The organism is Streptomyces sp. NPDC100445 (genome assembly GCF_044759735.1).
Classification (GTDB): Bacteria; Actinomycetota; Actinomycetes; order Streptomycetales; family Streptomycetaceae; genus Streptomyces.
The window spans coordinates 1-22,000 of sequence record NZ_JBIVZV010000005.1; the positions used below are offsets into that span (position 1 = coordinate 1).

The 22,000-nt window shown below is 70.0% G+C and carries 19 protein-coding genes and 1 pseudogene; 9 read left to right on the forward strand and 11 right to left on the reverse strand.

Annotated elements, in window-relative coordinates; translation table 11 throughout:
* Positions 1-112: 112 nt before the first annotated feature.
* Complete coding sequence (locus tag ACIQVT_RS14025) at positions 113-661, reverse strand: cysteine hydrolase family protein (protein WP_403751822.1); 549 nt, start codon at positions 659-661, stop codon at positions 113-115.
* A 50-nt stretch (positions 662-711) separates the two neighbouring features.
* Between ACIQVT_RS14025 and ACIQVT_RS14030 the strand changes: the two genes are divergently transcribed.
* Positions 712-1,299: a GNAT family N-acetyltransferase gene (locus tag ACIQVT_RS14030; protein WP_403751824.1), complete on the forward strand. Its 588-nt coding sequence runs from the start codon at positions 712-714 to the stop codon at positions 1,297-1,299.
* A gap of 59 nt (positions 1,300-1,358) precedes the next feature.
* On the opposite strand, the pseudogene ACIQVT_RS14035 reads toward ACIQVT_RS14030, so the two are convergent.
* Both ACIQVT_RS14035 and ACIQVT_RS14040 read right to left on the reverse strand, forming a co-directional pair.
* Positions 1,359-2,079 (reverse strand): annotated as a pseudogene (locus ACIQVT_RS14035) (IS5 family transposase).
* Between the two features lie 52 nt (positions 2,080-2,131).
* A complete protein-coding gene (locus ACIQVT_RS14040) occupies positions 2,132-3,034 on the reverse strand; it encodes a LysR family transcriptional regulator (protein WP_403751826.1) in 903 nt (300 codons plus the stop codon).
* Between the two features lie 98 nt (positions 3,035-3,132).
* Here ACIQVT_RS14040 and ACIQVT_RS14045 point away from each other — a divergent pair, with 98 nt between their 5' ends.
* The gene (locus ACIQVT_RS14045; protein WP_403751828.1) at positions 3,133-3,876 is read left to right on the forward strand and encodes an SDR family oxidoreductase; all 744 of its coding nucleotides are present in this window, start codon (positions 3,133-3,135) and stop codon (positions 3,874-3,876) included.
* 59 nt (positions 3,877-3,935) lie between these two features.
* Here ACIQVT_RS14045 and ACIQVT_RS14050 read toward each other — a convergent pair whose 3' ends face one another.
* The 6 genes from ACIQVT_RS14050 to ACIQVT_RS14075 all read right to left on the reverse strand — a co-directional run bounded on the left by ACIQVT_RS14050 (position 3,936) and on the right by ACIQVT_RS14075 (position 11,175).
* Positions 3,936-5,558: a type VI secretion protein gene (locus ACIQVT_RS14050; RefSeq protein ID WP_403751830.1), complete on the reverse strand. Its 1,623-nt coding sequence runs from the start codon at positions 5,556-5,558 to the stop codon at positions 3,936-3,938.
* A gap of 11 nt (positions 5,559-5,569) precedes the next feature.
* On the reverse strand, positions 5,570-6,982 hold the full coding sequence (locus ACIQVT_RS14055) for an ATP-binding protein (protein ID WP_403751832.1): 1,413 nt from the start codon (positions 6,980-6,982) through the stop codon (positions 5,570-5,572).
* A gap of 14 nt (positions 6,983-6,996) precedes the next feature.
* Positions 6,997-8,553 carry an SCO6880 family protein gene (locus tag ACIQVT_RS14060; protein ID WP_403751834.1) on the reverse strand — a complete coding sequence of 519 codons (1,557 nt, stop codon included), beginning with the start codon at positions 8,551-8,553 and terminating at the stop codon, positions 6,997-6,999.
* Positions 8,550-9,878, reverse strand: a complete 1,329-nt coding sequence (locus ACIQVT_RS14065) for a hypothetical protein (protein ID WP_403751836.1) — start codon at positions 9,876-9,878, stop codon at positions 8,550-8,552. The genes ACIQVT_RS14060 and ACIQVT_RS14065 overlap by 4 nt, the downstream gene beginning before the upstream one ends.
* A complete protein-coding gene (locus ACIQVT_RS14070; RefSeq protein ID WP_403751838.1) occupies positions 9,868-10,698 on the reverse strand; it encodes a hypothetical protein in 831 nt (276 codons plus the stop codon). Before ACIQVT_RS14070 ends, ACIQVT_RS14065 begins: the two co-directional genes overlap by 11 nt.
* Positions 10,699-10,866: 168 nt before the next feature.
* Entirely contained in the window at positions 10,867-11,175 is a 309-nt protein-coding gene (locus ACIQVT_RS14075; protein ID WP_016436843.1) for a hypothetical protein, read from the reverse strand.
* 495 nt (positions 11,176-11,670) lie between these two features.
* Here ACIQVT_RS14075 and ACIQVT_RS14080 point away from each other — a divergent pair, with 495 nt between their 5' ends.
* The 3 genes from ACIQVT_RS14080 (at position 11,671) to ACIQVT_RS14090 (ending at position 14,471) form a co-directional block, all read left to right on the forward strand.
* Positions 11,671-12,450 carry a trypsin-like serine peptidase gene (locus ACIQVT_RS14080; RefSeq protein ID WP_403751840.1) on the forward strand — a complete coding sequence of 260 codons (780 nt, stop codon included), beginning with the start codon at positions 11,671-11,673 and terminating at the stop codon, positions 12,448-12,450.
* Between the two features lie 93 nt (positions 12,451-12,543).
* Complete coding sequence (locus ACIQVT_RS14085; protein WP_403751842.1) at positions 12,544-13,545, forward strand: NlpC/P60 family protein; 1,002 nt, start codon at positions 12,544-12,546, stop codon at positions 13,543-13,545.
* 230 nt (positions 13,546-13,775) lie between these two features.
* Positions 13,776-14,471, forward strand: coding sequence for a phosphatase PAP2 family protein (locus ACIQVT_RS14090; RefSeq protein WP_403751844.1), 696 nt, complete (start codon positions 13,776-13,778; stop codon positions 14,469-14,471).
* A gap of 365 nt (positions 14,472-14,836) precedes the next feature.
* Here ACIQVT_RS14090 and ACIQVT_RS14095 read toward each other — a convergent pair whose 3' ends face one another.
* Positions 14,837-16,408 carry an FAD-binding oxidoreductase gene (locus ACIQVT_RS14095; protein ID WP_403751846.1) on the reverse strand — a complete coding sequence of 524 codons (1,572 nt, stop codon included), beginning with the start codon at positions 16,406-16,408 and terminating at the stop codon, positions 14,837-14,839.
* A gap of 344 nt (positions 16,409-16,752) precedes the next feature.
* On the opposite strand from ACIQVT_RS14095, the gene pstS reads away from it, so the two are divergent.
* The 4 genes from pstS to pstB all read left to right on the forward strand — a co-directional run bounded on the left by pstS (position 16,753) and on the right by pstB (position 20,897).
* Positions 16,753-17,883, forward strand: coding sequence for a phosphate ABC transporter substrate-binding protein PstS (pstS, locus tag ACIQVT_RS14100; protein ID WP_403751848.1), 1,131 nt, complete (start codon positions 16,753-16,755; stop codon positions 17,881-17,883).
* Between the two features lie 112 nt (positions 17,884-17,995).
* Entirely contained in the window at positions 17,996-18,997 is a 1,002-nt protein-coding gene (gene pstC, locus ACIQVT_RS14105; RefSeq protein ID WP_403751850.1) for a phosphate ABC transporter permease subunit PstC, read from the forward strand.
* Complete coding sequence (gene pstA, locus ACIQVT_RS14110) at positions 18,994-20,046, forward strand: phosphate ABC transporter permease PstA (protein ID WP_403751852.1); 1,053 nt, start codon at positions 18,994-18,996, stop codon at positions 20,044-20,046. Before pstC ends, pstA begins: the two co-directional genes overlap by 4 nt.
* Positions 20,047-20,120: 74 nt before the next feature.
* Positions 20,121-20,897 carry a phosphate ABC transporter ATP-binding protein PstB gene (gene pstB / locus ACIQVT_RS14115; RefSeq protein WP_403751854.1) on the forward strand — a complete coding sequence of 259 codons (777 nt, stop codon included), beginning with the start codon at positions 20,121-20,123 and terminating at the stop codon, positions 20,895-20,897.
* 98 nt (positions 20,898-20,995) lie between these two features.
* On the opposite strand, the gene ACIQVT_RS14120 is transcribed toward pstB, so the two are convergent.
* Positions 20,996-21,994, reverse strand: coding sequence for an anion permease (locus ACIQVT_RS14120; RefSeq protein ID WP_403751856.1), 999 nt, complete (start codon positions 21,992-21,994; stop codon positions 20,996-20,998).
* Positions 21,995-22,000 lie beyond the last annotated feature (6 nt).

The following is a 22,000-nucleotide window of genomic DNA, read 5'->3' on the forward strand; positions in this document are numbered from 1 at the left end:
GCCGATGGTACTGCAGGGGGGACCCTGTGGGAGAGTAGGACACCGCCGAACAATCTTTGGGAAAACCCCCGCATCTTCGATGCGGGGGTTTTCTGTTTTTCCGGCGACTTTTCTAGAAGGTGACCTCCGCGGTGTCCAGCGTGCCACCCCGGCGGCCGGGCGCCGTGTGGAACTTCCAGTACAGGTTGGTGTGCGCGATCACCTGCTCCGGGGTGGGTGCGCCGTACGCGGTGCGGTCCTCGGTGGTGTGCGCGTCGGCGACCAGCGTCGCGTCGTAACCACGGACGACCGCACCGTGCAGCGTGGAGCGGACGCAGGCGTCGGTCTGGGCACCCGCCACGACGAGCCGCCCCACCCGGTGCTCGGCGAGGGCGCTCTCCAGATCGGTCTCCTCGAAGGAGTCCCCGTAGCTCTTGTGGACCAGCGGTTCGCCGGCCTCCCGGACCAGCTCCGGGACGTACTGCCAGTCGTCGCTCCCCCTCTCCAGCGCGTCGTCCGAGTGCTGCACCCAGATCACCGGTACGCCCGCCGCGCGGGCCCTGTCGATGAGGGTGTTGATGTTGGCGATGACGTCGTCCCGGCGGTGGGCGCCGACGACGACGCCGTTCTGGACATCGATGACGAGCAGCGCGGTGTCCGGCCGGTCGTTGAGTGTGGTCATGCTGCCAAAATACGGCGTGCCACTGACAACGCGTGGTCTACGGTGACCACATGACCAGCTTCACCGATGCACCCGGCCTGACCAGGGATGACTACACCGTCCGTGCCATACGTCCCGACGAGTGGGCCGCCGTGCGGCAGCTGCGGCTGGACGCGTTGCGGGACCCGGTCGCGCGGATCGCCTTCCTGGGCACCTACGAGGAAGCGGCGGACAGGCCCGACGAGTACTGGCAGGACCGGGCCGTCGGCTCCGGTGAGGGATCCACGGCCGCCCAGCAGTTCATCGCCGAGGCACCGGACGGGACCTGGGTGGGCACCCTGACCGTGCTCGTCGAGGAGGCGGGGACCAAGGACTGGGCCGGCAACCCCGTCGAGCGGCGGCAGGGGCACGTCGTGGGCGTCTACGTCCGGCCGGAACACCGCGGCAACGGGCTGATCGGGGCGCTGTTCGACGCCGGCCTGGACTGGGCGTGGCGGATGCGGGTCGAACGGGTGCGGCTGATCGTCCACGAGGACAACGTGCGGGCCCAGGGCGCGTACCGCAGGATCGGGTTCGTGCCGAGCGGACTGGTCCTGACGTTCTCCCAGAACGAGTCCGAGAACGAGCTGGAGTTCGTCCTGGACCGGCCGGCGGGATGACCCGACCGCGTCAGGACCGCCGGTCCGCACCGGGTCACCTAGGAGTTGTCGTCAAAGTGTCAGGCCCACATCAGCAGCGAGGCGAGGGTTACGGGCGGCCTGGTAGGACTCGGCGGTTTTGTCGTAGCGGGTCGCGATGCCGCGCCATTGCTTCAAGCGGTTGAAGCACCGTTCCACAACGTTGCGCTGCTTGTGGAGTTCGCGATCGACCACTGGCGGACCTCCGCCGAGGCTGCCGCGCCGGGCCCGGTTGCGGATCTGGTCGGCTCGTTCCGGGATGGTGTGCGTGATGCCCCGGCGCCGCAACCAGGCCCGGATCGCCTTCGAGCTGTAGCCCTTGTCTCCCAGGACACGATCGGGCCGTACGCGGGGTCGGCCAGGACCGATGCGGGGCACCCGTATCGCCTCCATCACGGCGGTGAACTGGGTGCAGTCATTGGTGTTCCCGCCGGTGAGAACGACGGCGAGCGGTCGGCCGACAGTGTCGCAGACCAGGTGAATCTTGCTGGTCAGTCCGCCTCTGGAGCGGCCGATCGCGGCGTTCCGGAGCCCCCCTTTTTTCGGGCCCCGGCCGCGTGCTGGTGGGCCCGGACGATGGTGGAGTCGACCGATACCAGCCAGTCGACCTCACCGGCCGCATCCGCCCGTGCCTGTACGGAACTTCCAGATGATCCCATTGAGGACCGTCCGGTCATCCGACCGCTTCCGCCCTCGCTCCGACCGAGGCAACAGAGGACGGACAAACTCCCACTCGGCATCGGACAGTTCATGGCGACGTATCACCGACCATGATCCACCGCACGAGATCATTTGGAGACGCCGCCGCGAGGGGTCAGCTGATCGGCAGCGTGCTGTTCTCCTGTCGGGAGGCTGTGCCGAGCAATGTACGTGCGACGTCTTCAAGGGATCCGAGCAGCGGGTTTGGGTCGCCAGCACGCGTGACGAGCACGAGTTCGCAGGGATCGATGTCGATGACGGGCACCAGGGCGATGTCCTCGCGCACAGCAGCGCGTCGATCGGAGGCGGGGAAGATCGCGACACAGTGGCCGGTGGCGATGAGTTCCAGCTTGTCCTCGTAGCTGTCGTCGATCGCGGGTGGGGGTGGTGCCGGGTGGTCGTCGACCGGCTTGGGCGTGCTCCAGACAACCGGAGTGCTGACGCAGGCCACCAGTTTCTCGTCCGACAGAGCCCGCAGGCTGACGGCTTTCTCGTTCGCCAGATGATGACTTGCCGATGTGACGAGTACCCGTGATTCCTGATGAAGCTTGGTCACCCGGAAGCCGTCCGTGGGGAAGGGCAGGGGCCTGTACACGACGAGGGCGTCGACCCGCCCCTCGGCGAGGGCGCGCGTGTCCCGCCAGTCGAGGTGCCGGGTACGGACCTGGCCGTCGGGGTGCCGACGGCGCAGTTCCCGCACGCAGGCGGTGATGACCAGTCCTTCGGCGCAGCCGACGATGACGATAGGGGGCTGGACGGCGGCTCTGGCCGTGCGAGCGGCTTGCTCGGCCTCTTGGAGCAGTATCCGGGCCCTGGGAAGGAATGCCTGACCGGCGTCGGTGAGGCTGCTGCCCTGCGGCGAACGGACGAAAAGCCGGACACCGAGCTGAGCCTCGAGTCGCTGGATCTGGCGGCTCAGCGACGGCTGTGCCAGGTGCAGCTTGGTGGCGGCCCGGCCGAAGTTGCCGTACTCCGCCACGACTGTGAAATAGCGCACGAGCCGGAGATCGACGTCCATTCGCTCAGGGTACGTCGCGCCTCGTCATACGCCTGGGGCATGACGGCATACGGAACAGGTCTTGGACAGGGTGTGCGGGTGGATATTGGCTTGAGGGCATGACCACTTATGACGGCAAGAAGATCGTGATTACGGGCGGAAGCAGCGGTATTGGCCTGGCTACGGCCCGGTTGTTCGCGGACGGCGGGGCGCACGTACTGATCACCGGCCGCACCCGATCCACTCTGGACGCCGCGCTTGAGCAGCTGGGAGACAAGGCGGTCGGCGTCCGCAGCGACGCCGCGTCCCTGAAGGACATCAAGGCGCTGGCCGGCACGGTCCAGGAGCGGTTCGGTGCGGTGGACGCGCTGTTCGTCAACGCCGCCATCAGCGAGTCCGCGCCGTTCGACTCAACGACGGAGGAGATGTACGACACGCTGTTCGACATCAACACCAAGGGCCCGTACTTCACGGTGCAGGCGTTGGCGCCGCTGTTGCGCGAGGGAAGCGGTGTGGTCCTCACCACGTCGGTGGTGAACGTCCTGGGCCTCGACACGCTCAGTGTCTACTCGGCGAGCAAGGCAGCCCTGCGGTCGATGACCCGCACCCTGGCCCGCGAGCTGCTGCCGCACAAGGTGCGGGTCAATGCCGTGAGCCCCGGCCCGACCGACACGGGCATCCTGGACCGCTCCGTCCCCGCCGACGTCGCCGAGACGATGAAGGACACCTACCGGAGCACCAACCCGATGCAGCGGCTGGGGATGTCCGAGGAAGTGGCCGCCGCGGTGGCGTACTTGGCGTTCGGTGCGACCTTCTCGACGGGAACGGAGTTCCCTGTCGACGGAGGGGCGTCGCAGCTCTAGGCCGTTTGCGTGAAGTCACGTCGTCGCCCGAAGGGCAGGCGGGACTTTGAAGACAGGCCCTAGATCGGGCCGCCTGAACCGTTCCGACCGGACGGGCCCGCCTGGACCGGGAGTTCGTGGTGGGGCCAGCGGGAGCGGGCCTGTTCGCGCGAGCGGAGCAGGGCCAGCGTGGGCATGCCGCGGTCGGCTCCGCCGGCGAGCAGGGACGGCAGCTCGGGGAAGGGTGCCACGGCGGCGATGTCGTCCAGGACCAGGGTGAGTGGTGGGTCGAGCCGACCGGAGGATGACCGTTCGGCCATGCGCCGGCCGTGCTCGACCACGCTGGAGACGAGGGCCGTCAGGAGCGGCATCGCGCCCGGTCTGCTCCTGGGGTCCTCGATGGATTCACCGACCACATAGAGTGTGCCCCCCTCGTGGACGAAGGAATCCAGGGCGAGGGCATCGGTTCGGTTCGGGATGCACGCCTCGCGGACGTTGACCGTCAGCAGGGCGGCGAGGGCCCTGCTGGTCAGTTCCTGGGCGATGTCCCGGCGTTCGGGGTGCGCGGTGAGGGCCGCCTCGAGTTCCCCCGCGGCGCCTGGCGCGGCCTTGGCGTGGGTGCGCAGGGTGCGTACGGCGTCCTGGACCTGGGTGCCCTGGGCCCAGCGGTGGACGTGGCGGACGGTGCGGTTCTCCAGGGCCGCGGCGTGAAGGTAGCTGCGCAGGAGGGTGGTCGCCGTGTCGGTGACCGCCTGGTCGATCCGGGCGGTGGGACGTACGGGGGCGAGGAGGGCCGTCGCCCTGTGCAGCGCCGTCTGCCGGTCGGCGCAGCCCGCCGTGGGCGACCAGTGGAGGCGGGCCGGGGTGTCGCAGAGGTGCGTGGGGTCGTAGAGCAGGGTGGGGCCCAATTTGGCCTTCGCGTCCTTCGTCTCCGCCCAGAGCGCGGGGTCCGAGGTGACGACGACGGTGGGGCCGGCGGCGTCCCGGATGGCCTGCACCGCGGCCGGTCGGCGGGTCGCCGGGGCGCCGTAGAGCACCGGTCCGCCGGTGCCGGCCACCGTCCACGGGCCCGTCCGCGCAATCCCGGCCGCGAGGGAGCCGGCCTCGTGCGGCGCGGGCTCGGCGCGCGGCGCCGGAATCTCGTGCGTGGGGGCGGGGGGTGGCGTGGGCCTGGGCGTGGATGCCGGCGGTGGCGCGGGAATCGCTGGGGCGGGAGCTGCTGGTGCGGGGATTACTGGTGTTGGGCTCGCTGGTGTGGGATCTGTGGTCCGCCCGTCGGTGACCGGTCCGTCGGGGAGGCCTTCGGTGTGCGTGGGGCCGCCGTGCCTGGCCGTCGCCCGGCGCGCGCGCCATCGCGTCACCGAGCCGATCAGGAACAGGGCGAGGACGAACAGGATCATCAGCTGGCCGATGAACAGCCCCCAGAACAGGCCCCAGCCGGACAGCTGGGACGGTGGGGTGTCCGGCCAGGCTCCGGTGATGTCATGGGGCCGGGCGATGAGATGGCGCATGGCCAGAGGCGTCCGGGTGAAGGTGACGCCGTGCGGCCAGGCGCCCTGCGCGAAGCGGGCCGCCAGCCCGGTGGCCGTCCACACCAGCAGGGTCATGCCGAGGAGGAACGCCAGCAGGCCGACGAGCAGCCCGTCGGGGATGCCGCCGCCCCGGCCCTGCGCGCGGCTGTCACGGCGGTCGTCCGGTCTCACGCTGCCCCTCCCTACGCCACCGTCGACTCGGAGTCGCCCAGGTGCTGCTCCACGAAGGCCGCCGCGCGCTGCTCGGCCTCCAGCTCGGCCGCGCGCAGGGCCTCGTCGGCCGCGAAGTCGCTGGAGGACTGGGTCATCGCCCGGTCGGTGAAGACCAGCGGGCGTTCCGTCTCCGTGATCAGGTGTTTGACCACCTGGACGTTGCCGTTGACGTCCCAGACCGCGATGCCGGGCGTGAGCGTCGGGATGATCTCCACCGCCCATCGCGGCAGGCCCAGCACCCGGCCCGTGGCGCGTGCCTCGTCGGCCTTCTGGGCGTAGATCGTCCGGGTCGACGCCATCTTCAGGATGGCCGCCGCCTCCTTCGCGGCGGCGCCGTCGACGACGTCGGACAGGTGGTGGACGACGGCCACGAAGGACAGGCCGAGCCGCCGGCCGAACTTCAGCAGGCGCTGGAACAGCTGGGCGACGAAGGGACTGTTGATGATGTGCCAGGCCTCCTCGACCAGGAAGATGCGCTTCTTCCGGTCGGGGCGGATCCAGGTGTGCTCCAGCCAGACGCCGACGATCGCCATGAGGATCGGCATGGCGATGGAGTTGCGGTCGATGTGGGACAGGTCGAAGACGATGAGCGGGGCGTCGAGGTCGATGCCGACCGTGGTCGGGCCGTCGAACATGCCGCGCAGGTCGCCGTCGACCAGCCGGTCCAGGACCAGGGCGACGTCGAGTCCCCAGGCGCGTACGTCGTCTATGGCGACGTTCATCGCCTCGGCCGACTCCGGTTCGGGGTGGCGCAGCTGCTCGACGATGTCGGTGAGGACCGGCTGGCGGTCGAGGATGGTCTCGTTGACGTAGGAGTGGGCGACCTTGAGGGCGAAGCCGGAGCGTTCGTCCAGGCCGTGGCCCATCGCCACCTCGATGATCGTCCGGAGCAGCGCGAGCTGGCCGGTGGTGGTGATCGCCGGGTCCAGGGGGTTCAGCCGGATCCCGTGGTTCAGGGCGGCCGTCGGGTCGAGCCGGATGGGGGTTATCCCCAGCTCCTCGGCGATCAGGTTCCACTCGCCGACCCCGTCCTCGCCCTGCGCGTCCAGGACGACGACCTGGCGGTCCTTGAACCGCAGCTGGCGCATGACGTACGTCTTCTCCAGCGCCGACTTGCCGTTGCCGGACTCGCCGAGGACGAGCCAGTGCGGGGCCGGGAGCTGCTGGCCGTACAGCTGGAAGGGGTCGTAGATGTATCCCTTCCCGGAGTAGACCTCGCGGCCGATGATGACGCCGGAGTCGCCGAGGCCGGGCGCGGCCGTGGGCAGGTAGACGGCCTGGGCCTGGCCCGTGGAGGTGCGCACCGGCAGCCGGGTGGTCTCCACCTTCCCGAAGAGGAAGGAGGTGAAGGCGTCGGTGAGGACGGACAGCGGATCCCGCATCGGCGAATCAGCCCCTACCTTCGGATGCCGGTGGCGAACGGAAGTGTGTTCACGAAGGCGCGGTGGTGCTCCCGGTCGCACCATTCCAGCTTGAGGTACGACTTGCCCGCGGAGGCCCTTATCGTGCGCTTGTCGCGGGCGAGGGCCTCGGGGGAACGCGAGGAGACGGTGATGTAGCCGACGAGGTTGACGCCCGCGGCGCCACTGGCGAGGTCCTCGCCGCGCTGGTCGAGGCGGTTGTGGGCGGCGATGTCCCGGGGGTCGACGGTGCGGTTCATCTTGGCGGCGCGGGACGCCTCGGCCTCGTCGTTGGTCTTCTCGGTCAGCATGCGTTCGATGGCGACCTCGGTGGGTTCGAGGTCCATGGTGACGGCGACCGTCCGGATGACGTCCGGGGTGTGGACGAGGAGCGGGGCGAGGAAGTTGACGCCGACCGGGGTCATCGGCCACTCCTTCACCCAGGCGGTGGCGTGGCACCAGGGGGCGCGGGTGCTGGACTCGCGGGTCTTGGCCTGGAGGAAGGTGGGCTGCATGGCGTCGAGCTCGGCCGGCCAGGCGTTGCGCTTGGTCATCGCCTGGATGTGGTCGATGGGGTGGTCGGGGTCGTACATGGAGTGGATGAGGGAGGCCAGCCGTCCCTGGCCCAAGGGCTGCCGTACGCGGATGTCGGCCTCCTGGAGGCGCGAGCAGATGTCGGTCAGCTCGCGGGCCATGACGACGGCGAGACCGACGTCGCGGTCGACCTTGGTGCCGTGGGCGCGGACGGCGCGGGCCATGGCGTTCGCCTCGGCGGCCAGGTCGCGGGTGTAGTGCATGCAGGCGACGAGGTAGGCGCGGTGCTGCTCGCTGCTGGTGGACACCATGGACTGGAGCTGGTCGTAGGACTGCTGGAGCCAGTCCGGGGAGCGGTCGTCGCCGCGCAGGCTGACGTCCTTGGCGTGCGCGTCCGGGTCGGCGGGCAGCGTCCGGGCGAGCATCTGGATGCGGGTGACGAAGCCGTCCCCGTTGGCGACGTGCTTGAGCAGTGTGCCGAAGCGGTCGACGAGGGCTTCCTGGTCCTCGGAGTCGCGCAGGCCGACGCCCGGGCCCTCGATCTCGATGGCCGCCGTGACCGTCTTGCGGTCGGCGTGCAGCAGTACGGCGATCTCGTCGGGGCCGAAGGGGGCGGCGAGCCAGTTGATGCGCCCGATGCCGGGGGGAGGGCCGATCTCGACCTCGCGGCCGTCGAGGCCGGTGCCGGCCTCCATGACGGTCGAGCGGTAGTGGGCGCCCCGTTTGACGGTCCGTTTGTAGCTGCGGTTGATCTCGAACCACTTGTAGAAGGTGCGGCGCTTGTACGGCACGTAGACCGCGGCGAGCGCGAGCAGCGGGAAGCCGGTCAGCAGCACGATGCGCAGGGGCAGCACCGGGACGAGGAGGCCGCACATCATGCCGAGGAACGCGCCGATGACGATCAGCGCGATCTCGCCGGACTCGCGGTTGCGGCCCACGATCGCGTTGGGCCGGGCGCGGCCGATCAGATACGTACGGCGGGGCGTGATCGGATGGGACAGGTGGGACTCGGTCGTCAACGCCCTTCACCTCCCGAGCGGTTGTTGCGGGCGTTGCTGGCGTGCGGGGTGTTCACCGGGCTGGCCGCGCGGGGCGCGGGGGTGGCGGAGGGGACGGCTCCGCCGGAGCTCCCGGAGGGGGTGCGGCTGCTGTGGGCGGCGACACCGCCGGTGACGGGGTTGGCCGGGCGCGGGGCGCTGCCGGACTGGCCTGTGCCGCCGTTGTTGTCGGCGCGGGTGCTGTGGGTCTTGATGCCCTGGGCGACGAGGGTGGCGGGCGAGCTGATGACGGCGGCGGCCTTGCCCTCGGCGCCCTGCATGATGCGGTTGCTGCGGGAGCCGGCGATCTCGTCGCCGAAGCCGGGGACGAAGCGGTAGATCATCGCGCTGGCGAAGATGGCGAGCAGGATGATGGCGAGGCCGGAGACGACGGCGGAGAAGGCGTCCGGGCCGTCGGCGCCGGAGAGGGCGCCGGCGAGGCCGAGCACGATGACGATGACCGGTTTCACCAGGATGACCGCGATCATGATGCCGGCCCAGCGGCGTACGTGGCCCCACAGGTTCTTGTCGACCAGTCCGGCGTAGACGACGGTGCCGAGGAGGGCGCCGACGTAGAGCAGTGCGGCGCGGATCACCAGCTCAAGCCAGAGGATGCCGGCGGCGAGGATGCTGACCAGGGAGACCACGATCAGCATGATGGGGCCGCCGCCGATGTCGGTGCCCTTGTTCAGGGCGCCGGAGAAGGTGCCGAAGAAGGTGTCGGTCTGGTCGCCGGTGGCCTTGGCGAGGACGTCCGTGACGCCGTCGGTCGCCGACACCACCGTGTACAGGATCAGGGGGGTGAAGGCGGAGGCGAGGACCGTCAGCCACAGGAAGCCGATGGCCTCCGAGATGGCGGTGGTGAGTGGCACGCCGCGGACGGCGCGCTTGGCTACCGCCAGGAGCCACAGCAGGAGGGTGAGGATCGTGGACGCCGCGAACACGATCGCGTACTGCTGGAGGAACTTCGCGTTGGTGAAGTCCACGTTGGCGGTCTCCTTCACCGCCTTGCTGAGCTTGCCGACGGTCCACGCGGCCGCTTCGGCGCATCCCTTCGCAAGGGAGGCGAGGGGATCGAGGGTGTCGGTTAGGGGGTTTTTGGTGAGGCCGGAGGAGCCCTTGGACCCGCTGCGGCCGTTCTCGCAGTACTTCTTGGCCGGACCGGCGATCAGTGAGCAGGGGTCGTCGCTCTTGGAAGGTGTCGGATGCGGAGCTGCTACCGCTTGCGTGGCGAGCAGGACGACAGCCGTCTGGACGGTGGCCACCAGGCCGGTGAGCTTGAGCGTGCGGTGCTGGCTACCGGGCATAGGTGAAGCCTCCGAACTCCTGGACCGCCCTGCTGATGTCGCCGGCTCCGGACACAGGGTTGTCGCCGGCGACGGGGGTCGGGCCGGTCCTCTGGGTGGTTTCCCGAACCTTCCAGTCACCGCTGTCCCAGCTCAGTTTCATGGTCACGGTGAACCAATTGCTGGTCACCGGATTGGTCGAAGCGTCATCGGCGAGGCCGAACAGGCCGTTGCACCAGACCTCGACCGTCGCCGCGCGTTCGCTCAGTGCTGTTGTCTTGGTGCCCACCGGCACTGTGCGGTTCACGAACGTGCTGCCTTTGGGGGCGGTGCCGTTGTCGTCGAGGCCGACCTTCCTCAGGAAGGAGGCCGAGTAATCGGCGTCGAAGCCGGCCTGGAGACGGCTCACCGTGCTGGGATCGGCGATGGTCTGCACGATCTCGTGTCGTCGTGAGGCATTGAACATGCCGTCGGACCCGAGGACCGACGCATAGTTCGCCGCCGCGCTCTGGGCTCCCTGTTCTGTGCGGGGGAAGCCTGAGGGGATGCCTGCTGTTCTGGTGCCTACCGGGTGGGTGCCCGTGGGGGCTGTCGTGGAGGTCTGGGGGCGGGAACCCTTGGTGGTGGCGGTGTCGTCCGTGTGGGTGTTGTTGTTTTTGTTTGCGAAGGCGATGGCTGCGATCAGGAGGACCACCACGCCGACCACCGTGACCAGGCTCCGGGAGGAGGAGCGGTGGGGGCGGCGGGGGGCGCCGCCGTAGGGGTCGTTCTCCGGTAGGCGGGTCCGGGTCTGGCCCGTGTCGCCGTAGTCGGTGTAGCTCTGTTCGTCTCCGTGATTCATGCCGCGTACGCCCCCTCCACCTCGTAGACATACGACGGTAGCCGTGCTGGTTCCCGCGCGGGCGCGGTGTGGTGACTCGACATCAGGGAAACGCAACCTCAGCCGGTGGGCACGACGGGTGGGTGGGGTGGAGGGGACAGCCGTGGCCGGGCGTGCCCGGGAGGAGGGTTACACCGCCATGCCGTACACGATGGTGAACAGGGTGCCGAGGGAGCCGATGATGAAGACGCCGGTGAGGCCGGCGATGATCAGGCCCTTGCCCTGTTCGGCGCTGAAGGTGTCCCGCAGGGCCGTGGCGCCGATGCGCTGTTTGGCCGCGCCCCATACCGCGAGGCCCAGGCAGAGGAGGATGGCCACGGCCATGACCACCTCGATCATCACCTTGGCCTCGTTGCCCAGGCTGCCGAAGGGGCCCCAGTCCGGAGCGATTCCGCCGATGATGGTGTTGATGTCTCCCTTGTCGGCCGCAAAGAGCATGTAAGTCACCGCCCCTGGTGGGTAGTTCCGCGTGTGCCTCTGCGGTGTGCAGAGGTCAGGCCTCATTGTCGCCGACAACGTCGTCCACGTATGTCGACTTGACGTCATTGACTGGCGGGTTTCGTACGAATGGCCCGCACGGTCACTCTGTGTATCACGGCAGGTCACGCCGGGCAATGAAGTCGGAGCGGAACCTGGCGCGTGGTTCGGTCGTTGGCCTCTTTCACGGCTGGACGCGTTGCGTGGCGCGGGTTCTGACGGCCGGTCGGGTGAGGCTTCGGGGAGATGTTCTCACGGGTGTGGGGGTGGCCGACGGGTTGCGGTGACGCTCGAGTGTCGGGCACACGTTCGATTCCAGGGGTGTCGTGCGCGGGCCCGGTGGGGTGCGGGGACCCGGGTTTGCGGGGCTGCGGTGGCGGGGCACCCGGTGTTCACAGGAGAATCTCAGTGATGTCGGAGCGGGTTTCTCAGCTTCGTGGGACAGAGTGGGGCTTGATGAAGCGCATCTCACGCATCTCACGCATCTCGGTCACCTCCCGGCCCGCGCTGCTCGGCGCGGTGGTGATGCTCGCGCTGACCTCGGCGTCCGTGGCCGCCGCCGACGACGGGCCGGGGCCGTTGGGGGTCACGGCCGATGCGGTCGCGACCCGGCAGAGCGCGCGGGTCGGGGCGCTGTTCGCCGCGGACCCGTCGGGCAGGCCGTCCGGCGGCCACTTCTGCACCGCCTCGGTGGTGCACGGGGCGCGCGGTGACCTCGTCGTCACGGCCGCGCACTGTGTGGACGGTGAGGACGGCGACCTGGTGTTCGAGCCGGGCTACCGGGACGGGCGGGCGCCGTTCGGGGTGTGGCGGGTGACGCGGCGCTTCCTGCCCGAAGGGTGGACCGGCGGCCGGGACGAGGACAGTGACGTCGCCTTCGTCACCGTCGCCGAGCGTGACGGTGAGCGGATCGAGGACGTCGTGGGGGCCAACCGGTTCACGGCCGGGACGGCCACCGGCGCCACCGCCGTCACCGTGATGGGCTATCCGGACTCGCGCGAGTCGCCGATCAGCTGCACCGCCAAGCCGGCCGTGCACAGCGGCACCCAGCAGCGCATCGCGTGCCCGGACTTCAGCGGGGGCACCAGCGGCAGCCCCTGGGTGAACGGCGACGGGCAGGTCGTCGGGGTCATCGGCGGCCATCAGCAGGGCGGGGCCACGGCCGACGTCTCCTACAGCGTGGTGCTGGGCGGCGAGGCGGCGGAGCTGTACCGGGAGGCGTCGGCCGGGGACTGAGCGGCCGTCAGCGGGGGGTGGCGCGATGGCGAAATGACGCCACTTCGCGTTCAAATGGCCTTGAACGGGGTCCGCATGGGGGAAAGTTGAACCGTGCGGAAGGTATGGGTGTTCGGTGGGGCGGCCGTCGCGCTCGGCATGGGCTTCGTCATGCTGCTGGTCGTCGGGGTGTACATCGTGGCGGGGAACCTGGCCGGCGGTGCGGCCTCGGGCGCCCGGGGGCTCGCCAAGGGCGCGGTGCCGGCCGCCTACAAGACGCTGGTGCAGCGGTGGGGCAACCTGTGCCCGGCGCTCAGTCCGGCGCTGCTCGCCGCCCAGCTGTACCAGGAGAGCGGGTGGAACCCGACGGTGGTCAGCCCCGCCGACGCCCGCGGCATCGCCCAGTTCATCCCGAGCACCTGGGCGACGCACGGCATCGACGGCAACGGTGACGGCAGGCGTGACATCTGGGACCCGAATGACGCGATCCCGTCGGCCGCGTCGTACGACTGCGAGCTCGCGAAGTACGTCAAGGACGTCCCCGGCGACGTCTCCGACAACATGCTCGCCGCCTACAACGCGGGCGCCTACCGCGTCATAAGGGCGGGCGGGGTGCCGTCCATCAGCGAGACGCGCAACTACGTCCAGCGCATCCGCAGCCTGGAGGAGAGCTTCGCCGCGCCGGTCAGCCGGCTGGACCCGACCCGGGCGGCCGCGGGGGCCATCGCCTTCGCGCAGAGCAAGCTCGGCACGCCGTACCTGTGGGGCGGCGAGGGCACCGCCGACCAGGGCGGACGCTTCGACTGCTCGGGTCTGACCAAGGCCTCGTACGAGAAGGTCGGCATCACGCTGCCCCGGGTCGCCAACGACCAGTACAACGCCGGCCCGCACCCTTCGCGGGACGAGCTGCTCCCGGGGGACCTGGTGTTCTTCTCGGATGACCTGACCGACTCCCGGGCCATCCGGCACGTGGGCATCTACGTCGGCGGCGGTTACATGATCGACGCGCCCCGGACGGGTGCCGTGATCCGGTTCGACCCCGTCGACACCCCGGACTACTTCGGGGCCACCCGGGTCACCGAAGATGGCGCAAAAGCTCTCCCCACGAAGGTGTGAACCGAGCGTGAACCCACCCCCTGAGCTGCGGCGATGAGTCTCTCTTCGGTAACGTCTGCGTGATCATTCGGTGGAGAGTGGAACGTATGAATGGTGGCTGTGCGTTCCTGTTGACGTAGCCGAGCGGACGTCAGTGCGGCAGTGCAGCGGAAGCGGATCTACGAACCACGGGGGGCAGGAGCGACGCACACCCGGTGCGTCCGGACCAACGACGAAGGGGCCGCAGCACCATGGCTGTACTCGCCGATTCCGGATCGAACCCCGACGTCGACCTGCTGTACGACATCAATGGCCTGGCCAAGGACGCGCCGCACTGGTGGGACCGGGTCATGGAGTTCGTCGGTGAGTACGGCCTGCTGCTCGCCATGGTGCTGCTGATCGTGTGGTGCTGGTGGTCGGTGCGGCGCCGGGGCGGCGAGGAGGCGGCGCCCTCGGTGGCCGCGCTGGTGTGGGCGCCGCTGGCGGCCGGCCTGGCGGTGCTGGTGAACGTGCCGATACGGGGTTTCGTGCAGCGTCCGCGGCCGTTCCTGGACCATGAGGGGCTGGACGTCCTCGTCTCCGGCAAGAACGACTTCTCCTTCGTCAGCGACCACGCGACGATCACGATGGCGCTCGGGGTCGGTCTCTTCGTCGCCCACCGTCGCTTCGGGCTTGTGGGCATCGGTCTGGCCCTCCTGGAGGGCTTCTGCCGGGTGTACATGGGCGTGCACTACCCGACGGACGTCGTCGGCGGTTTCGCGCTCGGTACGGCCGTCGTCCTGCTGCTGTCCCCGCCGGCCACCGCGCTGCTGACCCCGCTGATGCGGGCCGTGGAGCGTTCGCCGAGGGTGGGCGGGCTGGTGCGGCGGCGTTCGGCGCCGGGCGTGCCCCTCCTCGCCGGCGCCCGCTGCCCGGCCGAGTCCGAGGAACGCGACCTGGCCGCGTGAGCCTGCCGGCCGGTGCGGCGTCCGAGGGCGGCCGGTGACGGCACCGGCGGCCCGGCGGCCCATGGGCGGCCCGGTGCCTCCGGCGCCCGGTGGGCCCTCGAAAGGGGCCCGGTAGCCTCCCGGCCGGTCCGCTGGACCCCCGAAGGCTCTACGGAGGCCCTTCCGGGGGCGCCCAGGAACGGCCTGAGGGGCGCACAGGGACGCTGCATGCGCCCCCGAGGCCCGTCACAGGCCCCGGAAGTGTCGCGGGGCCCGTACAGGCCCCGCGAGCCCCGTTGCAGCGATCTCCGCAGTCCCTGCCGCCGCCTACAGCCCCTGAAGCCACGTACGGCAGCCCCGCCCCTACCCACGGCCCCCGCCGCCTTCTACAGCCCCTGTGTGTAGGAGAAGAAGCGCTGGGGGTCGTACTGCTTCTTGACCTTGTTCAGCCGGGCCGTCGCGTCGCCGTAGTACGCCGTCCGCCAGTCCTTGAGCGTCGGGTCGGCGTAGTTCTGGTAGGCGGCGCCCGAGGCGTACGGCTTCATCGCGGTGTGGGCCGAGTTCAGCCAGGTCTGGGCGGTGGTGCCGGAGGCCCCCGCGCCCCAGGAGACGAGGTACTGGGCCAGCATCCGGGAGCGGCGGTGGACGAACGCGGTGGCGGTCGGCGAGACCCGGTTGACGGCGCCGCCGAGCGCGGTGAAGGCGATGCTGCCCCCGCCGCCCCGGACGGAGGCGATCTGCTTGAGCGCGGTCTGGACGCCGGCCGCGGACAGCGAGCGGTCGAAGAAGTCGGAGCGGGCGGCGTAGGTCTCCCGGCCCAGCCTGCCCTGCGGGGAGCGGCCCGGGGTGGAGCCGGGCAGGTGGCACTGGGCGTCGGCGGAGAAGGAGGAGCAGCCGGCGTAGATCTCCATCGCCTCCTCGTAGCCGCGGCGGCGCAGGGTGACGGAGGCGGCGTCGGCGCCGGCCCGGTGGGCGAGGCGGTCGACGGCGTTCTGGAGTTCGCCGTAGGTGCCGAGGGAGAAGCAGGAGACGGAGACGGTCGGGGTGTGGCCGGGGGAGCAGGACAGGTGCAGGGAGGACCAGATCTCGTCGGGCTGGCTCGGGCCCCATTCCTGCCAGGCCTGGAGCACCTTGGCGGCCTTGGCCCAGGGCCAGCTCAGGTAGGCGGTGACGGCCTGCGGTGCCGGATGGGTGCGGAAGTGCAGTTCGGTGACGACGCCGAAGTTGCCGTTGCCGGCGCCGCGCAGCGCCCAGAACAGGTCGGAGTGGTGGGTGGCGTCCGCGGTGACCTGGGTGCCGTCGGCGGTGATCAGCGTGGCCTGGGTGAGGCTGTCGCAGGTCAGGCCGTAGGCGCGGGAGGCGACGCCATGGCCGCCGCCGAGGACGAGGCCGGAGATGCCGACGGTGGGGCAGGAGCCGGCGGGCACGGTCACGCCCTTCGCGGCGAGCCCGCGGTAGACGTCGATGAGCTTGGCGCCGGCGCCCACGACGGCCTGGCCGCCGGCGGCACGGACCTTGTTGAGCCGGGAGACGTCGAGGACGAGCCGGTTGTCGCCGGAGGAGTAGCCGGCGTAGGAGTGGCCGCCGTTGCGTATCGACACCTTGATGTGGTGGGCGCGGGCGTAGGCCAGGGTGGTGCGGATGTCCTCGGGGTGGGCGACGTAGGCCACCGCGGCGGGCTTCAGGCCGTCGAAGCGGGTGTTGTAGAGCTGGTGGGCGGTCTTCCAGGAGGCGTCACCGGGCCGCAGCAGGGTGCCGTCGAGGTCGCGGGCGAGGGCGGCCCAGTTGGCGGCGGCGCTCGCGCTGGTGGTCCTGAGGGCGGTGAACGACGGGGAACCCGACGGGGCGCCCGGGTGCGCCGGGGCCGGGGCGGAACGGCCTCCGCCCGCACCGCACGCGGTCAGTGCGGTGGTCGCGAGGGCGGCGGTGCCACCCGAGATGAACGTACGCCGTTCCATGTCCGTCGCCTTTCCTCGGCTCTCGGGGAACGAGACGACGCCCCGCGCCGTGGGGTTCCCCGCCCGGATGAGAGGTGTCGAATATACGTCCGGGCGACCGGGTCGTTCGGGACCTCCACCGGGACCTCCACGTGCTCTCCCCGTGAGCATTCCGTGACCTCACCGGGCCGACGGCAGGGGTTCACTCCTCGTTCACTTCCGGCCATCGGCGCCTTCACCTGTTCTGCCTAATTTCGGCCGTAGCGGGTGCTGAGTGCGGGCATGAACGCGCTCGACTGACTCACGCAACTTTTCGACCCTCGCGCGCCGCCGACAGCGGCGGCTCCTGGAAGGAACCACCAGAAGTGAAGCTTCAGCGCAAGAACCGGCTGCGCGCCCTCTCCCTCGGTGCTGTCGCCGTCTCCGGTGCCCTGGCCCTGACGGCGTGCGGCTCCGACGACAACGGCGGCAGCGGCAAGGCGTCCGGCGGCACCTCCGCGTCGGCCGGCGCCGGCTCGGTCAAGTGCGACGACGCCAAGGGTCAGCTGCTCGCGGACGGCTCCTCCGCGCAGAAGAACGCGATCGACGCCTGGGTCAAGGCCTTCTCCCAGGCCTGCCACGTGCAGATCAACTACAAGGGCGCCGGCTCGGGTGCCGGTGTCACCTCCTTCAACCAGGGCCAGATCGCGTTCGCCGGTTCGGACTCCGCGCTGAAGCCCGAGGAGGTCACCGCCTCCAAGAAGGTCTGCTCCGGCGGCCAGGGCATCGACCTGCCGATGGTCGGCGGCCCGATCGCCCTCGGCTACAACGTCCCGGGTGTCGACAACCTGGTCCTGGACGCGCCGACCCTCGCCAAGATCTTCGACAGCAAGATCACCAACTGGAACGACGCGGCGATCAAGAAGCTGAACCCCGGCGCGAAGCTGCCCGACCTGAAGATCCAGGCGTTCCACCGTTCCGAGGACTCCGGCACCACGGACAACTTCACCAAGTACCTGATCGCCACCGCCCCGGACAACTGGAAGTACTCCGGCGGCAAGGCCTGGCAGGCCAAGGGCGGCCAGGCGGCGTCCGGTTCGGCCGGTGTCGCCCAGGGCGTCAAGCAGAACTCCGGCGCGATCGGCTACTTCGAGCTGTCCTACGCCAAGGACATCTCCACGGTCTCCATCGACACCGGCGCCAAGTCCCCGGTGAAGCCGTCGACCGACTCCGCCACCGCCGACATCGCGGCCGCCAAGGTCGTCGGCACCGGCAAGGACCTGTCGCTCCAGCTCGACTACAAGACCAAGGCCGACGGCGCCTACCCGATCACCCTGGTCACGTACGAGATCGTCTGCGACAAGGGCAACAAGGCCGACACGCTGCCCGCCACCAAGGCGTTCCTGCGCTACATCGCCGGCGAGGACGGCCAGAAGGTGCTGGCGCAGAACGCGTACGCCCCGATCCCCGACGAGATCATCGCCAAGGTCCGCACCACCATCGAGGGCCTGAGCTGACCTGATCCGAGAGTGCGGCCCGGCACCCACCAGGTCCGGGCCGCACCGTCCGGTGCACCGCCGCCACGAGCCGGCCCCCGGGGGGACGCGGCTCCGCAGACCGGAGAACCCGATGGACATATCGACTACCGACACACCCCCTCCCAGCCCCCAGCCCGCGGTGACCGGGCAGCCGCGCGCGTCCCGGGGCGCCTCCCGCGCCGGTGACCGGATCTTCCTGGGCCTGACCCGGGGCTCCGGCATCCTGCTGCTCGCGGTGATGGGCGCGATCGCGGTGTTCCTCACCTACCGCGCCTCCCTCGCGATCAGCAAGGACCACGGGAACTTCCTCACCACCTTCGAGTGGAACACCAACCTCACCCCGCCGGTGTTCGGCATCGCGGTGCTGGCCTTCGGCACGGTCGTCTCCTCGATCGTCGCCATGGCCATCGCGGTCCCGGTCGCCGTCGCGATCGCGCTGTTCCTCACCCACTACGCCCCGCGCCGGCTGAGCGGCCTCATCGCCTACGTGATCGACCTGCTCGCCGCCGTGCCGTCCATCGTCTACGGCCTGTGGGGCGCGCTGGTCCTCGTCCCGCACATGCAGGGGCTGTACGGCTGGCTGGACACCTACCTCGGCTGGACGGGCCTGTTCGCCTGGGACGGCGGCGCCCCCCGCGCCATGCTCACCGTCGGCGTCCTGCTGGCGATCATGATCCTGCCGATCATCACCAACGTCAGCCGTGAGGTCTTCCGGCAGGTCCCGCGGATGCACGAGGAGGCCGCGCTGGCCCTCGGCGCCACCCGCTGGGAGGTCGTGCGGATGTCCGTCCTGCCGTTCGGCCGCTCCGGTGTGATCTCCGCGTCGATGCTCGGCCTCGGCCGCGCCCTGGGCGAGACGATGGCCGTCGCCACCGTGCTCTCCCCGGACTACGACATCCACCTCAGCCTGCTCGACCCGGGCGGCGGCACCTTCGCGCAGAACATCGCCAGCAAGTTCGGTGAGGCCACCGAGCAGGGTCGCGACGCGCTGATCGCCTCCGGCCTGGTCCTGTTCGTGATCACCCTGGTGGTCAACGGCGCGGCCCGCGCGATCATCGCCCGCCGCAAGGAGTACTCGGGGGCCAACGCATGAGCACCGCAGCTCTCACCGACAAGCGCCCCGGCTCGCTGCGCGGCGCCCGCCTGCCGAAGTGGTCCCCGTGGGCCATCGCCGCCGGGTCGATCGCCCTCGCGGTCGTCATCGGGCTGGCGGGCGGCCTGCACAGCAGGGTCCAGTGGGGCCTGATCGCCGCGATCCTGTTCGTCCTCGGCACCTTCGGCATCGCCGCCCGGGTGGAGGGCCGCCGGCAGGCCAAGGACCGGGTCGCCACCTCGCTCGTCTGGGTCGCCTTCCTGCTCGCCGTCGTCCCCCTGGTCTCCCTGGTGTGGACGACCGTCTCGCGCGGCGTGAAGGTCCTCGACTTCTACTTCCTCAGCCACTCCATGGGCGTCGTCGCCGACTCCGAGGCGGGCGGCGGCATCTACCACGCCATCATCGGCAGCCTGGAGCAGGTCGGGCTCGCCACCGCCATCGGCGCCCCGGTCGGTGTGCTCACCGCGATCTACCTGGTGGAGTACGGGCGGGGCCGCCTCTCGACGGCGGTGACCTTCTTCGTCGACGTGATGACGGGCATCCCGTCCATCGTCGCGGGCCTGTTCATCCTCAGCCTGATGCTCATCTTCGAGATGCAGCCGTTCGGCTTCGCCGGTTCGCTGGCCCTGGCCATCCTGATGATGCCGGTCGTCGTCCGCTCCACCGAGGAGATGCTCAAGCTCGTCCCCAACGAGCTGCGCGAGGCCTCCCTGGCCCTAGGCGTGCCGAAGTGGCGGACCATCCTGAAGGTGGTCCTGCCGACCTCCATCGGCGGCATCACCACCGGCATCATGCTGGCCATCGCCCGTATCGCGGGCGAGACCGCGCCGGTGCTGCTGCTCGTCTTCGGCAACCCGTTCATCAACAACAACCCGTTCGAGGGCGCCCAGGCGTCGCTGCCGCTGTACATCTACCAGCAGTACGCGCAGAGCGCGGGCGCCAACGCGGCGTACGACCGCGCGTGGGCGGCGTCCCTCACCCTCATCGCCTTCGTGATGATCCTCAACCTGGTGGCCCGCGGTATCGCCCGCTGGAAGGCCCCGCGCTGACAATCCGCGGCTACCGCCGCGCGGCCGGCCGCCGACCGGGGCCCGCCAGGTGACTGACTGGAAGTGAAGTAGTAATGGCCAAGCGAATCGACGTGAGCGGACTCACCGCCTACTACGGCTCCCACAAGGCGATCGAAGACATATCGATGACCGTCGAGCCGCGCTCGGTGACGGCGTTCATCGGCCCCTCCGGCTGCGGCAAGTCGACGTTCCTGCGCACGCTGAACCGGATGCACGAGGTGACTCCGGGCGGCCGGGTCGAGGGCAAGGTGCTGCTGGACGACGAGGACCTGTACGGCACCGCGATCGACCCGGTGTCCGTCCGCCGTGAGGTGGGCATGGTCTTCCAGCGCCCGAACCCGTTCCCCACCATGTCGATCTTCGACAACGTGGCGGCGGGCCTGCGGCTGAACGGCAGCTACAAGAAGAGCGAGCTGAACGACGTCGTCGAGAAGTCGCTCAAGGGCGCGAACCTCTGGAACGAGGTCAAGGACCGCCTGAACAAGCCGGGCTCCGGCCTCTCCGGCGGCCAGCAGCAGCGCCTGTGCATCGCGCGGGCGATCGCGGTCGCGCCGGACGTGCTGCTGATGGACGAGCCCTGCTCGGCGCTGGACCCGATCTCCACGCTCGCCATCGAGGACCTGATCTGCGAGCTGAAGGAGCGCTTCACGATCGTCATCGTGACGCACAACATGCAGCAGGCGGCGCGGGTCTCGGACCGTACGGCGTTCTTCAACCTGTCGGCGGTCGGGCAGCCCGGCCGGCTGATCGAGATCGACGACACCGAGCGGATCTTCTCCAACCCGTCCGTCCAGGCCACCGAGGACTACATCTCGGGCCGCTTCGGCTGACCCCCGGACCCCTCGCGGTGCTGCATGGCGGTGCCACCGCGGGGACGTGGAAGGGCCCGCCCCCTAAAATCCCGGGGGCGGGCCCGACGCGTTGTCCGTCAGAGCGCCACGAGGTCGACGATCCCGAAGGCCGCGGCGGCGACCAGCGCGGCCGCCGGCATGGTGATGAACCAGCCGAGGACGATGTTCTTCGCCACGCCCCAGCGGACGGCGTTGACGCGCTTGGTCGCGCCCACGCCCATGATCGCGGAGGTGATGACGTGGGTGGTGGAGATCGGCGCCTTGAAGAGGAAGGCGGTGGTGAACATGATCGACGCGCCGGTGGTCTCCGCGGCGAAGCCCTGCGGCGGGTCGAGTTCGATGATCTTGCGGCCGAGTGTGCGCATGATCCGCCAGCCGCCGGCGTAGGTGCCGAGCGAGAGCATCATCGCGCAGACGAGCTTCACCCAGACCGGGATCGGGTCCTCGAACGTCGCGTTGCCGGAGATGACCAGGGCCAGCACCACGACACCCATGGTCTTCTGGGCGTCCTGGAGGCCGTGGCCGAGCGCCATGCCGGCCGCCGAGACGGTCTGCGCGATGCGGAAGCCGCGCTTGGCCTTGTGCGGGTTGGACCGCCGGAACAGCCACATGATCGCGGTCATCATCAGATAGCCGACGATCAGGCCCACGACCGGCGACAGGAACATCGGAATGATGACCTTGTCCAGGACGCCGCTCCAGAGGACGTCCGTGCCGCCCGCGAGCGCCGCGCCGACCATGCCGCCGAACAGCGCGTGCGACGACGAGGAGGGCAGCCCGAAGTACCAGGTGACCAGGTTCCAGACGATCGCGCCGACCAGCGCGGCGAAGAGGATGCCCATCCCCTTGGAGCCCTGGGGTGTCTCGATCAGGCCCTCGCTGACCGTCTTGGCGACGCCGGAGCCGAGGAAGGCGCCGGCGAGGTTCATGACGGCCGCCATGGCGAGGGCCGCGCGCGGGGTCAGCGCCCGCGTCGACACCGAGGTGGCGATCGCGTTCGCGGAGTCGTGGAAACCGTTGGTGTACGTGAAGAAGAGCGCGACCGCGACGGTCACGATCAGGGCGAAGGTGTCCATCGACGC